General features: G+C 69.2%; 19 protein-coding genes. 18 read left to right on the forward strand and 1 reads right to left on the reverse strand.

Annotation, left to right across the window (positions count from 1 at the left end; all coding sequences use genetic code 11):
• Window positions 1–29 precede the first annotated feature (29 nt).
• The 15 genes from hrcA to DW297_RS06475 all read left to right on the forward strand — a co-directional run bounded on the left by hrcA (window position 30) and on the right by DW297_RS06475 (window position 11,586).
• Entirely contained in the window at window positions 30–1,061 is a 1,032-nt protein-coding gene (hrcA, locus tag DW297_RS06405; RefSeq protein ID WP_136030546.1) for a heat-inducible transcriptional repressor HrcA, read from the forward strand.
• A gap of 32 nt (window positions 1,062–1,093) precedes the next feature.
• Complete coding sequence (gene dnaJ, locus DW297_RS06410; RefSeq protein ID WP_136030548.1) at window positions 1,094–2,209, forward strand: molecular chaperone DnaJ; 1,116 nt, start codon at window positions 1,094–1,096, stop codon at window positions 2,207–2,209.
• 2 nt (window positions 2,210–2,211) lie between these two features.
• Window positions 2,212–2,940, forward strand: a complete 729-nt coding sequence (locus tag DW297_RS06415; protein WP_136030551.1) for a 16S rRNA (uracil(1498)-N(3))-methyltransferase — start codon at window positions 2,212–2,214, stop codon at window positions 2,938–2,940.
• A gap of 37 nt (window positions 2,941–2,977) precedes the next feature.
• Complete coding sequence (locus DW297_RS06420; protein ID WP_136030553.1) at window positions 2,978–3,325, forward strand: HIT domain-containing protein; 348 nt, start codon at window positions 2,978–2,980, stop codon at window positions 3,323–3,325.
• Window positions 3,326–3,371: 46 nt separating this feature from the next.
• Entirely contained in the window at window positions 3,372–4,397 is a 1,026-nt protein-coding gene (locus DW297_RS06425) for a PhoH family protein (protein WP_206253364.1), read from the forward strand.
• Complete coding sequence (ybeY, locus tag DW297_RS06430; RefSeq protein WP_136030557.1) at window positions 4,394–4,855, forward strand: rRNA maturation RNase YbeY; 462 nt, start codon at window positions 4,394–4,396, stop codon at window positions 4,853–4,855. Before DW297_RS06425 ends, ybeY begins: the two co-directional genes overlap by 4 nt.
• The gene (locus DW297_RS06435; protein ID WP_136030559.1) at window positions 4,852–6,144 is read left to right on the forward strand and encodes a hemolysin family protein; all 1,293 of its coding nucleotides are present in this window, start codon (window positions 4,852–4,854) and stop codon (window positions 6,142–6,144) included. Before ybeY ends, DW297_RS06435 begins: the two co-directional genes overlap by 4 nt.
• Complete coding sequence (gene era, locus DW297_RS06440) at window positions 6,137–7,033, forward strand: GTPase Era (protein ID WP_136030561.1); 897 nt, start codon at window positions 6,137–6,139, stop codon at window positions 7,031–7,033. The genes DW297_RS06435 and era overlap by 8 nt, the downstream gene beginning before the upstream one ends.
• A 54-nt stretch (window positions 7,034–7,087) precedes the next feature.
• Window positions 7,088–7,615 (forward strand): RNA polymerase sigma factor, encoded by a 528-nt coding sequence (locus DW297_RS06445; RefSeq protein WP_136030563.1) that lies wholly within the window; start codon window positions 7,088–7,090, stop codon window positions 7,613–7,615.
• On the forward strand, window positions 7,608–8,588 hold the full coding sequence (locus DW297_RS06450) for a hypothetical protein (protein WP_136030565.1): 981 nt from the start codon (window positions 7,608–7,610) through the stop codon (window positions 8,586–8,588). The genes DW297_RS06445 and DW297_RS06450 overlap by 8 nt, the downstream gene beginning before the upstream one ends.
• Window positions 8,585–9,064 (forward strand): hypothetical protein, encoded by a 480-nt coding sequence (locus DW297_RS06455; RefSeq protein ID WP_240744535.1) that lies wholly within the window; start codon window positions 8,585–8,587, stop codon window positions 9,062–9,064. Before DW297_RS06450 ends, DW297_RS06455 begins: the two co-directional genes overlap by 4 nt.
• A 104-nt stretch (window positions 9,065–9,168) precedes the next feature.
• On the forward strand, window positions 9,169–9,717 hold the full coding sequence (locus tag DW297_RS06460) for an RNA polymerase sigma factor (RefSeq protein WP_168442810.1): 549 nt from the start codon (window positions 9,169–9,171) through the stop codon (window positions 9,715–9,717).
• A gap of 81 nt (window positions 9,718–9,798) precedes the next feature.
• On the forward strand, window positions 9,799–10,302 hold the full coding sequence (locus DW297_RS06465) for a hypothetical protein (RefSeq protein ID WP_136030570.1): 504 nt from the start codon (window positions 9,799–9,801) through the stop codon (window positions 10,300–10,302).
• Between the two features lie 257 nt (window positions 10,303–10,559).
• Window positions 10,560–10,916 carry a hypothetical protein gene (locus DW297_RS06470; RefSeq protein WP_136030572.1) on the forward strand — a complete coding sequence of 119 codons (357 nt, stop codon included), beginning with the start codon at window positions 10,560–10,562 and terminating at the stop codon, window positions 10,914–10,916.
• Window positions 10,917–11,064: 148 nt separating this feature from the next.
• Window positions 11,065–11,586, forward strand: coding sequence for a hypothetical protein (locus tag DW297_RS06475; protein WP_136030574.1), 522 nt, complete (start codon window positions 11,065–11,067; stop codon window positions 11,584–11,586).
• 61 nt (window positions 11,587–11,647) lie between these two features.
• On the opposite strand, the gene DW297_RS06480 is transcribed toward DW297_RS06475, so the two are convergent.
• Window positions 11,648–12,025, reverse strand: coding sequence for a hypothetical protein (locus tag DW297_RS06480; RefSeq protein ID WP_136030576.1), 378 nt, complete (start codon window positions 12,023–12,025; stop codon window positions 11,648–11,650).
• Window positions 12,026–12,145: 120 nt separating this feature from the next.
• Between DW297_RS06480 and DW297_RS06485 the strand changes: the two genes are divergently transcribed.
• From DW297_RS06485 to DW297_RS06495, 3 genes are read left to right on the forward strand one after another with little or no spacing between them, the layout of a single operon-like run.
• Window positions 12,146–12,607, forward strand: coding sequence for a hypothetical protein (locus DW297_RS06485; protein WP_136030579.1), 462 nt, complete (start codon window positions 12,146–12,148; stop codon window positions 12,605–12,607).
• A gap of 2 nt (window positions 12,608–12,609) precedes the next feature.
• Entirely contained in the window at window positions 12,610–13,014 is a 405-nt protein-coding gene (locus DW297_RS06490; RefSeq protein WP_168442811.1) for a hypothetical protein, read from the forward strand.
• 50 nt (window positions 13,015–13,064) lie between these two features.
• Entirely contained in the window at window positions 13,065–13,724 is a 660-nt protein-coding gene (locus DW297_RS06495) for a hypothetical protein (protein WP_136030583.1), read from the forward strand.
• The last annotated feature ends 106 nt before the right edge of the window (window positions 13,725–13,830 follow it).

Here is a 13,830-nt window from a genome sequence, read left to right on the forward strand (position 1 = left end):
GTCCGGTCGTCAGCGGGAAGGGGTGGGCCATGGTCACAGAGCGAGGACTCCAGGTTCTCCGCGCGATCGTGCAGGACTACGTCGAGACGCACGAGCCGGTGGGCAGCCGATCGATCGTCGACCGTCACTCGTTCGGGGTGTCCGCGGCGACGATCCGCAACGACATGGCGCAGCTCGAAGACGAGGAGCTCATCACCGCCCCCCACACGTCGTCCGGTCGCGTGCCCACCGACAAGGGCTACCGCGTGTTCGTCAACCACCTCGCCCAGCTCCGTCCTCTCTCCTCGGCGCAGCGCTCGGCGATCGAGTCGTTCCTCGCCGACCCCGCCGACCTCGACGACCTCATGGCGCGCACGGTGCGGGTGCTGACGCAGCTCACGGGTCAGGTCGCGCTGGCGCAGTATCCGTCGTTCGCCCGCGCGCGGGTCACCCACGTGGAGCTCGTCGCGCTGGCCCCCAACCGTCTGCTGACCGTGCTGGTGACCGATGCCGGCGGCGTCTCGCAGCGGATGACGGTGCTGCCGGACGCGATCGACGAGACCGACCTCGGTGTGCTCCGCGCCCGGCTCTCCGCCCTCATCACGGGGCAGGCGATCGCGGAGGCGTCCGAGCGGCTGCAGACCCTGCTGGCCGCGGAGGAGACGCCGCGCGACCGCGTGCTGCGCACTCTCGCCGGCGTCCTCGTCGACGAGCTGGGCGGGTTCCGTCAGGAGCGACTGGTGATGGCGGGCGCGGCGACCCTCGCCCGCCGCGAGCACGACTTCCGCGGCAGCATCCACCCCCTCCTCGAGGCGATCGAGGAGCAGGTGACGCTGCTGCGGCTGATGAGCGAGATGGTGGCCGACGAGCACGGCCTGGCGGCCAGCATCGGCACCGAGAACGCGCCGTTCGGTCTCGGCGAGGCGTCGATCGTCGCGAGCGACTACGCAGCACCGACCGGAACGGCGCGCGTCGGCGTGATGGGGCCGACGCGCATGGACTATCCGAGCAACCTGGCGGCGGCGCGGGCGGTGGCCCGCTACCTGTCGCGGATGCTCGACGACGACGAGGCCGGCCGCTGACGCGGCCCCACGGAACACGCAGAAGGGCGATTGTGGCGGACCACTATGAGGTTCTCGGGGTGTCCCGGGACGCTTCCACGGATGAGATCAAGAAGGCGTACCGCCGACTGGCGCGGCAGCTCCACCCGGACGTGAATCCGGGCGAGGACGCGGCCGAGCGGTTCAAGCTCGTCACCCACGCGTACGACGTGCTCAGCGACGAGGAGTCGCGACGCCGCTACGACATGGGCGGCGGGGACGGCGCCGCGGGCAACTTCGGCGGCTTCGGCGGGTTCGGCGACATCTTCGAGACGTTCTTCGGCGCCGCGCAGGGCGGTGGCCGCGGAGCCCGACCCCGGTCGCGGCGCGAGCGCGGTCAAGACGCCCTGGTGCGCGTGACGCTCGAGCTGGGCGACGTCGTGTTCGGCGCGCACCGCGACATCGAGGTCGACACCGCGGTGCTGTGCGAGACGTGTCAGGGCTCGTGCTGCCAGGAGGGCACGTCGCCCGTCACGTGCGACATCTGCGGCGGCACCGGCCACGTGCAGCGTCAGGTGCGCAGCCTGCTCGGCAACGTCGTCACCTCGCAGCCGTGCGGCACGTGCGAGGGCTACGGCACCACCATCCCGTATCCGTGCGGCACGTGCGGCGGACAGGGGCGCGTGCGGTCGCGGCGCACCGTGTCGCTCGACATCCCCGCCGGCGTGGAGACCGGACTGCGGCTTCAGCTGCCCGGCTCCGGTGAGGTCGGTCGCGCCGGTGGCCCCAACGGCGACCTGTACGTGGAGGTCACGGTCACCCCGCACCCCGCGTTCAGCCGGGAGGGCGACGACCTCCTCGCGACGCTCGAGGTGTCGATGACCGATGCGATCCTCGGCACCGACACGTCGATCGAGGGCCTGGACGGCGAGGTCGACCTGGAGATCCGCCCCGGTGTGCAGTCCGGCGACGTGCTGACGATCAAGGGCCGCGGCATCACGCCGCTGCGCGGCACCCAGCGCGGCGACCTGCGCGTGGGCGTGCAGGTCGTGACACCCACGAAGCTCGACGCGTCGCAGCGCAAGCTCATCGAGGACTTCGCGAAGAAGGCGAAGGCTCCGGCCCCGCAGCTCGCCCAGTTCCAGCAGGGGCTGTTCTCGAAGCTGCGCGACCGGTTCCGCGGACACTGATCGTGGCGCTCCACTTCCTTGTCGAGACGGCGGGAGGCGCGGCCGTCGGCGACCTGGTCACACTGACCGGCGCCGAGGCGAAGCACGCCGCCGTGGTGCGTCGGCTGCGCGTCGGCGAGGCCGTGACGGTGGGGGACGGCCGCGGCGTGTGGCTGACCGGTGTCGCGGAGGAGGTCTCGCCGTCGCGCGTCGAGGTGCGGGTGCAGGAGCGCGCGGAGTCGCCGGCGCCGTCGCCGAGGGTCGTGCTGGTGCAGGCGCTCGCGAAGGGCGACCGTGACGAGCTCGCGGTGCAGGCGGCGTGCGAGCTCGGCGTGGACGAGATCGTGCCGTGGCAGGCGGGTCGCAGCATCTCGCGCTGGGAGGGGCCCAAGGCCGCGAAGGGTCGCGAGCGCTGGGCGACGATCGTGCGCGAGGCGGCCAAGCAGGCCCATCGCGCATGGGTGCCGGAGGTCGCGCCGGTCGAGTCGACCGCGCAGCTGGCGGCGCGCGCGGCGCAGCAGCGGGTGCTGCTGCTCGACCCGACCGCGCCAGGGCGGCTGTCCGACCTGGAGCCCGACGGCCGCGACCTCGTGCTGGTGGTGGGGCCCGAGGGCGGCATCTCCGCCGAGGAGCTGGAGCGGCTCACGGCGGCGGGCGCGGAGCGCGTGCTCCTCGGCGACACGGTGCTGCGCACGTCCACGGCCGGACCGGCGGCGATCGCGGTGCTGTCGGTCGCTCTCGGCCGCTGGTGACCGCCGCCGCGTGCAGGGGCCCCGGTAAGCTGAACGCATGAGCGAACCCTCGATCTTCACGCGCATCCTGAACGGGGACATCCCCGGTGAGATCCTGCTCGATGCGGGTCGGGTGTTCGTGATCCGCGACATCAACCCGCAGGCTCCGCTGCACGCGCTCGTGATCCCGAAGACCGAGGAGTACCGCGACGTGACGGAGCTCGCGGCGGGTGACCCGGGTCTGCTGGCCGAGATGGTCGCGGCAGCGAAGCGCATCGCCGACGAGCACGCCAACGGCGAGTACCGCCTCATCTTCAACAACGGCGCGAGCGCCGCCCAGTCCGTCTTCCACGTGCACGCCCATGTGCTCGGCAATCTCGAGGAGAACAAGCTCGTTGGCTTCTGACGATCAGGAAACCGTCACCGAACGCATCTACGCGGACGGTGTCGCGATGGTGCAGCTGCTCGGTCCGCAGGACCGCCTGCTGCGGATGCTGGAACGCGAGCACCGCGATGTGCAGGTGCTCGTCCGCGGCAACGAGATCACCCTGACGGGCGAGCGCGACGCCGTCGCGAAGGCGAAGAACCTCGTCGACGAGCTGCTGGCGATGACGAAGGCCGGGCACGACCTGGCGCCCAGCGACGTGTCCAGCTCGGCGCGCATGCTCCGCACCGAGGGCGGTCCGCGCCCGAGCGAGGTGCTCGGCGAGGCGATCCTGTCGACCCGTGGCAAGGTGATCCGCCCGAAGACGCTCGGACAGAAGGAGTACGTCGACGCGATCGAGGAGAACACGATCGTGTTCGGCATCGGCCCGGCCGGTACCGGAAAGACCTACCTGGCGATGGCGAAGGCCGTGCAGGCGCTGCAGCGCAAGGAGGTCACGCGCATCATCCTCACCCGTCCGGCGGTGGAGGCGGGGGAGCGGCTGGGGTTCCTGCCCGGCACGCTCACCGACAAGATCGACCCGTACCTGCGCCCGCTGTACGACGCGCTGAACGAGATGATGGACCCGGAGATCGTGCCGCGCCTGATGGCCACGGGGACGATCGAGGTGGCGCCGCTCGCGTACATGCGTGGTCGCACGCTCAACGACTCGTTCGTGGTGCTCGACGAGGCGCAGAACACGACGCCGGAGCAGATGAAGATGTTCCTGACCCGGCTGGGCTTCGGCACGAAGATGGTCGTCACGGGCGACATCACCCAGGTCGACCTGCCGCAGGGGTCTTCGGGACTGCGGCTCGTGACGCGGGTGCTCGACGGGATCGACGACATCCACTTCACCCGACTGACCAGCGACGACGTGGTGCGGCACTCGCTCGTGGGGCGCATCGTCGACGCGTACAGCGAGTACGACGAGAAGCGCACGGCGCAGCGGTTCGAGCGCGAGCAGGCGGCGGAGTTCGCCAACAGGGCGGAGCGCCGCGGGGCACAGCGACCAGGACCACGCGACCGGATGCCGAAACGGGGGCTCTCATGATCGAGATCAACAACGAGTCGGCGATCGACGTCGACGAGACGGTGCTGCAGCGGCTCACCGACTTCAACCTGGAGCAGCTGCACGTCAGCCCGGACGCCGAGGTGGCGATCGTGCTGGTCGACGAGGGCGCCATGGAGGCGCTGCATGTGCAGTGGATGGACGAGCCGGGCCCGACCGACGTGCTCAGCTTCCCGATGGACGAGCTGCGCCCTGGCACCGAGGACCGCCCGACGCCTCCCGGCCTGCTGGGCGACATCGTGCTGTGCCCGCAGGTGGCGGAGACCCAGGCGCAGGCGGCCGGCCACACGCTGATGGACGAGCTGATCCTGCTCACCACGCACGGTCTGCTGCACCTGCTCGGCTTCGATCACGCGGAGCCGGAGGAGGAGCGGGAGATGTTCGGACTCCAGAAGCAGCTGATCCAGGGCTTCGCCGTGTCCGAGCGCCGCCGCCGATGACGGAGATCCTGCTGCTGATCGCCGCCGTGCTGCTGGTGGCCTTCGGCGGCCTCATGGCTGCGATCGACGCGGCCTACGGCGTCACGTCCCGGGCCGGCCTCGCAGATCTGGCGACCGAGGGGCGACGGGCGAAGGCGCTCGAGCGGATCGCCGCCGACCTCGACGCGCACGTCAACGCGGTCGCGTTCATCCGGGTGCTCGCGGAGGTCACCGCGGCCGTGCTCGTCACGGTGGCGTTCACGATCATGTTCGAGAGCATCTGGTGGGCGATGCTCGCCGCGGCCATCCTGATGACGGGCATCACGTTCGTGCTCGTCGGCGCCAGTCCGCGCACGTTCGGCCACCAGCACGCCGAGGCCATGATCCGCGGGAGCGCGGGCATCGTGCGCGGTCTGCGCATCATCCTCGGCCCGCTCGCCCAGGGGCTGGTCGTGCTCGGCAACCGGGTCACGCCCGGCACGGGTCGCAGCTCGTTCTCGAGCGAGGATCAGCTGCTGAGCATGGTCGACGAGGCCGCGTCGAACGACCTCATCGAGGAGGACGACCGCGATCTCATCCACTCGGTGTTCGACTTCACCGACCAGTTCGTGCGGGCGGTGATGGTGCCGCGCACCGAGATGGTCACCGTGGACGCGGAGGCCACCACCGACGAGGCCATGTCGCTGTTCCTGCAGCGCGGGGTGTCGCGCATGCCGGTCGTGGACGACGAGGCCGACGACGTGGTCGGGGTGCTGTATCTGAAGGATCTGGTGCAGTTCGCCTACCGCGACGACCTGGCCTGGCGCGCGGCGTCGATCCGCCCGATCGCCCGCCCCGCGACGTTCGTGCCGGAGTCGATGCGCGCCGAGACGCTGCTGCAGCAGATGAAGCGCGACGCGGTGCACGTGTGCCTGGTGATCGACGAGCACGGCGGGATCTCCGGGCTTGTGACCCTGGAGGACCTGATCGAGGAGCTCGTCGGCGAGATCTCCGACGAGTACGATCAGGTATCCGCGGAGTTCGTGGATCTCGGTGCCGGACGCTACCGCGTCAGCTCCCGGCTGTCGCTGGAAGACGTCGGCGACCTGTTCGGCCTCGAGCTCGAGGATGAGGACGTCGACTCGATCGGCGGTCTGCTCGGCAAGGCGCTCGGACAGGTGCCGCAGCCCGGGGCGACGGCGGTCGTGGACGGTCTGGTCCTCACCGGCGGGGCCTCTCGGGGGCGCGGCCGCGGGATCGCGACGGTCTTCGTCGAGAGGGCTGCGGTGGCGGACGAGGTGCAGGAAGAAGGAGAGCGACGCGATGACTGAGGACACCCGGAGCGGATTCGTGACCTTCGTCGGTCGGCCGAACGTCGGCAAGTCCACCCTGACGAACGCGCTGGTGGGCGACAAGATCGCGATCACGAGCGAGAAGCCGCAGACGACGCGGCGCGCGATCCGCGGCATCCTGAACCGCCCGGACGGGCAGTTGGTGATCGTGGACACTCCCGGCATCCACAAGCCGCGCACCCTCCTGGGCGAGCGTTTGAACGACCTGGTGGAGCAGGTGCTGGGCGACGTCGACGTGATCGGGTTCTGCGTGCCGGCGACCGAGAAGGTCGGACCGGGCGATCGTCGCATCGCCGCCTCGCTCGACGGCTACCCGCGTGCGCAGAAGATCGCGATCGTCACGAAGACCGATGCGGCGGGGCGCGACGAGATCACGGAGCGCCTCATGGAGGTCGACTCGTTGCGCGAGGACTGGGCGGCCGTCATCCCGCTCTCGGCACTGACGCGCGATCAGCTCGATGTGCTCGCCGACGAGATCCTGCAGCTCATGCCGGAGGGACCCGCGCTGTATCCGGCCGGGATCACGACGGACGAGTCGAACGAGGACCGCATCGCCGAGATCATCCGCGAGGCGGCGCTCGACGGCGTGCGCGACGAGCTCCCGCACTCGATCGCCGTGGTCGTGGACGACATCGCCCCCCGCGAGGACAGCGACCTGACGGACGTGCACGCGTCGATCGTGGTGGAGCGCGACAGCCAGAAGGCGATCATCATCGGCCATAAGGGCTCGCGGTTGCGCGACGTGGGCGCTCGCGCAAGGACGGGCATCGAGGAGCTGCTGGGCACGCGGGTGTTCCTCGGACTGCACGTCAAGGTCGCGAAGGAGTGGCAGCGCGACCCCAAGCAGCTCGGCCGACTCGGGTTCTGAGATGAGACGGGGCACGACGTCGAAGGCGGCGGGCAGACCGCCGACCCCGCGGTCATGAGCGGCCGCAGCGAGGACCCGAACACGCTGCGGCACGAGGTCTTCACACGAGTGTTCGACGAGCACTGGGCGACGGTGCGCCACCACATCGAGGGCGTGGTCGGTGACGACGACGAGGTCACCGAGATCGTGTCGGAGGTGTTCCTGGCCGCGTGGTCGCGTCTGCGACCGAGTCGTCCGCCCGGTCGGGTGTGGCTGCTGCGCGAGGCCGACCGTCGTCTGCGCACCCGTGGTCGACGGGGGGCGACCCGGCTCAGGGCACTCGATGCGCTGCACAACGGGCTGTCCGGCGACCCGGCGCCGCTGGGGCTCGTCGGCCGCAGTGAGGTGCTGCACGCGGTGGGTACCCTCAGCCCGGCCCAACGGCGTATCATCATGCTCACGTATTGGGATGGACTCACGGTGGGGGAGATCGCGGAGCTGGTGCGCGCATCGGAGTCACGGGTCCGGAAGACGTTGCGTCTGGCGGAGGATCGGCTTCGCGCGGCGCTGGGCCTGGAGGGGACGGATACGCGTGATGCCTGACAACGCCCTGCTCGAGCGAGCGCTCACCGCTGCGGATCCGGCGCGGACTCCGCGCGATGCGGAACCGGACGCACGGGCGATCGCGACGCGCGACCGCATCCTGCGCAGTTCGCGGGAGCCGCAGCGTCGCCGGGCGCGCCGAGTCGGGTGGGCGGCGGGACTCACCGCCGTCGCGGCGTCGGCTGCTCTTGCGTTCGGGGTGCTGCTGCCGCAGGGCGCGGCCGTTGCGGGCACACCCACCCCGCTCGCGTTCGACGGATCCGCCTCACTCGCCGAGACCGTGGCGACGGCCGACACCGACCTCGGCGTGTTCCACGAGCCGGAGACGCCTGAGCGCTCCGTGCGCGCCGCATCGTGGTCGTTCTCCGTCGACGTCGACGCCGGGCGGGCCGAGATCGTGCCGCAGCTGTCGACGTTCCAGTGGAGCGACGATCTCTCGGGAGAGGCGATCGCGATCAACGGTGTCGCCTACGACCCGGGCGACGCGGTCGCCAACCAGGAGGCCGAGGTCGTGAGCACGGGTGAGGTGGCGTCGCGCGTCACGTACGCACCCGGCGAGTTCGTGACGCCCGTCGTCGCGGTGCCGGGAGAGACGCCCGCCGACGTGCGGGCGCTGCTGGAGGCGTTCGGGCTTCCGAAGGAGCCGAGTGCGTTCGACGTGGTCACGGCGGTCACCTCCGTCTTCGGGCAGTGGACGCTGACCAACGCGCAGCACGCCGAGCTGCTCGCGCTCATCGAGGACTCGGGCGGTGCGCAAGCGCTGGGCGCGACGACGGACCGGCTCGGTCGTCCGGTCGCCGGCATCCGGGTGATCGCCGCGGACGGTGCCGTCAGCGACGACGTGCTGGTGTCGCTCGACAGCGGGCGCATCGTGGGCGTGGAGCGCACGGTGCTCGTGGACGACGGGATCGTGGCCCCTGGCTCGATCACGGACTACCGCATGTGGGATCTCGACGAGGAGATGATCGAATGAGGCGTACGCGCGCGACGATGGCAGCCCTGGTGGGCCTGGTGCTGGTGCTGACCGGGGTGCCCACCGCGGCATCAGCGGCGGCGAACCCGGATGCGGTCGATCCGCAGGCGGCGCAGCTGCTCGAGGAGGTTCCGGGCGGCGAGCTGGTCGCGCCGGGTCACGTCGTCTGGCCGGAACTCGACATGGAGTTCGTGGCGGCTTCCGGCTCGTCCGGGCTGAGCGCCCGGTCCGTGGGCAGCTGCTCCACAGGTCGCATCTGCGCGTACACCGCGTACAACCTCTCCGGCAGCATCCTCAGCTGGGGGAGCTGCGGCAGCATCGCGATCCCCTCGACCTTCGTGACCCGGTCGATCGCCAACGCGCGCACCTCGGGCTACGCCCAGGCCCGCAACGGCAGCACCGTGCTCGCGACGGCGTACGCGAACGGCTCCGCCAACGTCTACGGCTCGGCGAACAACATCCGCTGCTACCTCTGAGCGCTGGTGTCGGGGGAGGAGGGCGTTGAGCGCCCGGTGTCCGGTGCCGGCGGGGGTGCCCCGTGAGTCGTCGCGCGGAGGAGCGTGCCGCCGAGCGCGAGCGCGTGTTCACCGCGATCTACGCCCAGCACTGGGCCGCCGTGCAACGACATGTGGAGTGCACGCTCGATGACGACGCGGAGGTGGCCGAGGTGGTCGGGGACGTGTTTCTGCTCGCGTGGCGCAAGCTCGATCCGGCGCGTCCGCTCGGATTGGTGTGGTTGCTGCGGGCAAGCGACAACAAGCTCAAGGATCGCGACCGGAGTGAGCGAGCCCATGCGAGAGCGATCGACGCCGTCCGCACCGGGCACCGGGCGCCGCAGGGCGACCTGCTCGACGCGCTCGCGGTGCGTCGAGCGATCGACACGGTGCTGACGCCGCGAGAGCGTCGGATCGTGATTCTCGCGTACTGGGACCGGTTGGCCGCCGGCGAGATCGCTGAGCTTCTGCGGTGCAGCCAGGGAACCGTCTGGACGACCCTCAGCCGGGCGCGACGGAAGCTGCAGAGCGAGCTCGGCCTGTCGCCGATCGCGAGTGCTCCGCGGGTCGAGGCTCTGTCCATTGCACGAGCCGGCAATACCTTACGGCCGAGTATTTCCGCTCCGGGGGTGTAGACCCACCGGCTTCACTGCCCCTAGCGTGCCGCTGTGACTTCCCCCCCCGCTCGGGCTCGCCCGCGAAGGACGGTACTCGTCATGCTGAAGAGGGCGGTGATCCGGGTCGCCGCGGTCGCACTGGGGTTGATGGGTGCCGCGGCCCTGTCGGGATGCGTGCCGTCGCGACCCGTCTTCCTGGAGCCGGTCGCCCTCACAGTCGTCGACGACCGGTTCGCGTGGGTGCAGTGCCTCGATGAGGCGTGGGCCATCGATTACATCTCCACGGCCGTGCGCGAAGAGTGGGGATCAGAGGACGAGGTGGTGCTCTTCTCCGCGACCGCCGACGAGTGGCGGGCCGTCGCTGTGCCCTCCGGTGAGCCGATCCTTCCCGACACCTTCCCTGACTTCTCTGTGACCAGCAGCCGCGAGTACCCGGTGTCGAGTCTGGACGGACCTGTCACCGTGTACGTCATCCTTTCCGGGCCGGACCACCGTGCGGAGATGTCGTTCAAGAACGTCGCGATCGATTCACTTGTGGAGGGTACGTACGTGTATCACTCCGGGGAGGTGAGCGACGAGCCCTGCGGCGTGGACGCCGAGTGAGTGGCGGTGTTCTCGACGCGAAGACGGGCCGGTCGGACCCCTTCATTGCACGAGGCGGCAATACCTTACAGCCGGGTATTTCCACTCCGGGGATGTAGACCCACCAGCTTGACTGCCCCTAGCGTGCCGCTGTGGCCTCCCCGCTCAACCTTCGTTTGCCCCGTTCGTGGCGCTCAGCTCGTGCGGTGAGGCCGCTTCACGCGGCTGCGGTACTGGGGCTCGCCGTCGTCGCGTGTGCCGGATGCTCAGGTGGGGCCGTGCCCGATGTGGAGGTGTCCGAGGACGACCTGATCGGCGTGTGGACGGCGACGTCCGGAACGGCGGAGTTCGAGCTGCATGAGGGCGGAGGGGTGAGCGCGGAGGACTGGCCGGCATCGATGTGGTGTGACGCCGCGCCAGACACCGGTCCATCGTTCCCTTCCCTGACCGGCCAATGGTCCGCGGGATACGGCGCCAGCGCTATCGCGTTCAGCCTGAATCCGCCCTGCAACGCGATGCCTGCCCTGTTCGCTTTCGAGGACGCACAGGGCTCGGTCGAGCTGTGGTACTTCGCGCCGGGCGTTGACCGCGACTCGAATCCCGACCCCGAAACGGTGTTCAAGAGGTCAGGGTGATGTCCGTCTTCGCGACTCCGCCGAGGGGCCGGCGCGTCCGTGGCATGACGTCGAGCCCTACCTCGGCCTTTTCGCCGTTTTCGCGCGCGGGGGAGTGCCGAAGCCTCCAGAACCGGCGGAGCGCGATGAAGCGACGACGAGGGGGCTCATGGCAAACCTCGCCTTACGTCTGTGGACGGCGGTGTCGGTGACGGTCGTGGCCACTCTCGCGCTGGCCTCCTGCTCCTTCCTTCCGGAACCCGCTGGTCTGTATCCGCCGCTGTCTTTCAGCGCGCGCGACGGGGAACCGGTCATCGCCTGGTGTGGTGGCGACGCGGAGATCGTTCGGGTGGGGATGTACTACGGAGCAGGTTCCGTAGGAGACGGCCAACTCGTCGTCGATGGGCGCGGCACGGAGACGGTCCGTCGTGGCAGCGAGATTCTTCCAGCGGCCTTACCGAAGAGCTGGGATGTCGAGATCAACGAGTACACCGGCGGCCAGCTCGCGGAAGTCACCATCACCATCGTGTACAGGACGACCGACGACGAGGGGCGGACCTCGACGGGCAACTTCATCGCAGAGTTCGATCTCGATGAGGCGACGCTCGAATCATGGCCCGACGGGTCGTGGATCGGAGCGGACGGGACCGTTTCGGAGGATCCGTGCGGCATGGCGAGTGCTCGCGAATGAAGACTTCGGGAGCATGGGGGGAGGCAAGGACGAAGGGGCCGATGACCACGTTGGGCACCAGCTACTCGGTGCGATGGCGCGCATGCGCCGTTGCGGTCGGGACGTCGAACACGATCGTGGGAGCGGTCTTGGGGTTGATGTACGGCCTGTACTCGTTCCCCTTCACCGGGGGTTCCATCCATGCTGATGGGAACGCGGGACACGTTCTGAGCTCGATCATCGTGAGCGCGGTTTTCGGACTCATCTTTCCGACAGCGTTGAGCCTTCTCGCGATGATTCCGCGACGCGCTCGCTCCCACCTGTGGCCGGTATCGGTCGCCGTGGGACCAACGATCTTTTCCCTCCTCAGCTTCGTGTTCGTCTGGTCCTTCCCGGTCGTCCTTGCCTTCGTCGCTGTGGCATCGATAGCCGGAGGTGCGCTCAGCATCGTGGCGGTCACGCTTGTGCATGGTGTGCAGAGAAAAGAGGGAGACCGTTGATGTCGGAATGCGCGGATTCTGAGTCTGGAGCGGGGAACCGTGGGAGGTTCGAGCCGGTGATCGGGGGAGGACGGTGCAGAGTGAAGGACGAGTGTGGCGTCCGGCGTCTTCGGTACCCGGTCGCGGTGGTGCTCGTCTGCGCGGGTCTAGCGCTCTTCCTGGGGTTCCTCTACCGGCTCGTCTTTCTCGCGCCATTGCTTCGTGAACGAGGAGGGGCTGAAGCAGGAGAGGATGCGCTCAGATCGAGCGTCGCGTTCTTCGTGGTGCTTCTCATCGCAGCTCTACCGGCAGTCATTGCGCGCAGGACGAGTGCGCGATGGTGGGGAAGAGTTCTCGCCGCCGTGATCTCGGGGTTCCTGGTGGCTCTGTGCACCTGGTTCTTGCTCGCGCAGGCCAACGGTTTCCCGATAGCTGCGGGAGTGATCGCCTCGCTCGGGTTCTTCGTGCTCTTGGTCGCTGACCGCAAGATCGTGTTCAGGAGGTCAGGCTTGATGTCCGCCAGCGCCGCCCATCAGTCGGTTCTGCGGGGAGAGGAGGAATGAGCATGAGACGTGCCATGCCGTTTCTGCTCGCCATTGCAGGGACGACCGCGGTCCAGATGGCGTCGATCTTCGTGACGTGGCTGGGGTGGTTCGGCGGCGGGCCGTTGCTGTCCTCTCCGGAGGACATCCTGAACCGCATCGGTTTCGGACTGGCGGTGATCATCGTGCTGTCTTCTGCAACCTGCATTCCGATGGTCTTCATCGCTCGCTCGCGAAGTGGGGCGAGAACGGCCGTGACTGTTTCCGCGATCTTCACCGTGATCCAGGCCCTTCTGTATTCACTTCTGTTGTTCTGGCGGCCGCTCCCGCCCTATCCGGGTCTGACGCTGCTTCTCCTCGCCGGCCTCTTCGCGGTGGACTTCCTCGTCATCGTCCTGGCCCGAGACGTCGCGAAGGAGTCGCCGTGACGGCGGAGCGAGGGCACGACATTACGGAGGCGTCGACGAAGGGCGGGGTCATGGCGAAGCACTGGGTGGCGACGGCGGCGGGGCCTCCGGAGTCGTGGGAGTTCGAGGAGTACGAGCCCGCGGCGCCGCGCGAGGGCGAGGTCACGATCCGCGTCCGCGCGGCCGGGGCGAAGGGAGAACCACTCATGCTGAAGCGATTCCTCTGTCGACCCCTGGCGGTAGGGGCCGTGGTGCTCGCGAGTTCGCTTGTCCTTTCGGCCTGCGCGTTTCTTCCCGGGGTGCCAGAGGACCAACCACTCTCGCTTGCGGTGCGTGGCGGAACTCCGATCTTGAGCTGGTGTGCGCCCAGCGCCGAGATCGTCCGCGTGCGTGTGTACTACGGGACGGTGTCTGCCGACGACGCGGAGCTGGTGATCGATGCGAGGGGGCGCCTCCCTGTTGCTCCTGGGGCGGAAGTAACACCTGACGGGCTCCCCGAGGAGTGGGTCGTGGAGCGTCACGAGTACGCCGGGGCGGAGCTTTCGGAGATCGGCGTGACGGTGGACTACGAGGCGCGGGACGCCGAGGGGGAGCTGGTCGAAGGGAGCTTCGGTGCAGACTTCGAGAACGAGGGCGCGTCCGATCTGGATTCTTGGCCGGACAACGGGTGGATCTGGGCGAACGGGACCGTGTCGACCGATCCGTGCGGCATGCCGAGTTCTCACGAGTAGACCGTGAATCGGAACGCGTCGTCTCAGCGCCTGACCGTCCCGGCGGGAGCATGATGGAGGCAACGACGAAGGGCGGGGTCATGGCGAAGCACTGGGTGGCGACGGC

This window comes from Microbacterium sp. PF5 (genome assembly GCF_004794315.1).
Lineage (GTDB): Bacteria > Actinomycetota > Actinomycetes > Actinomycetales > Microbacteriaceae > Microbacterium > Microbacterium sufflavum.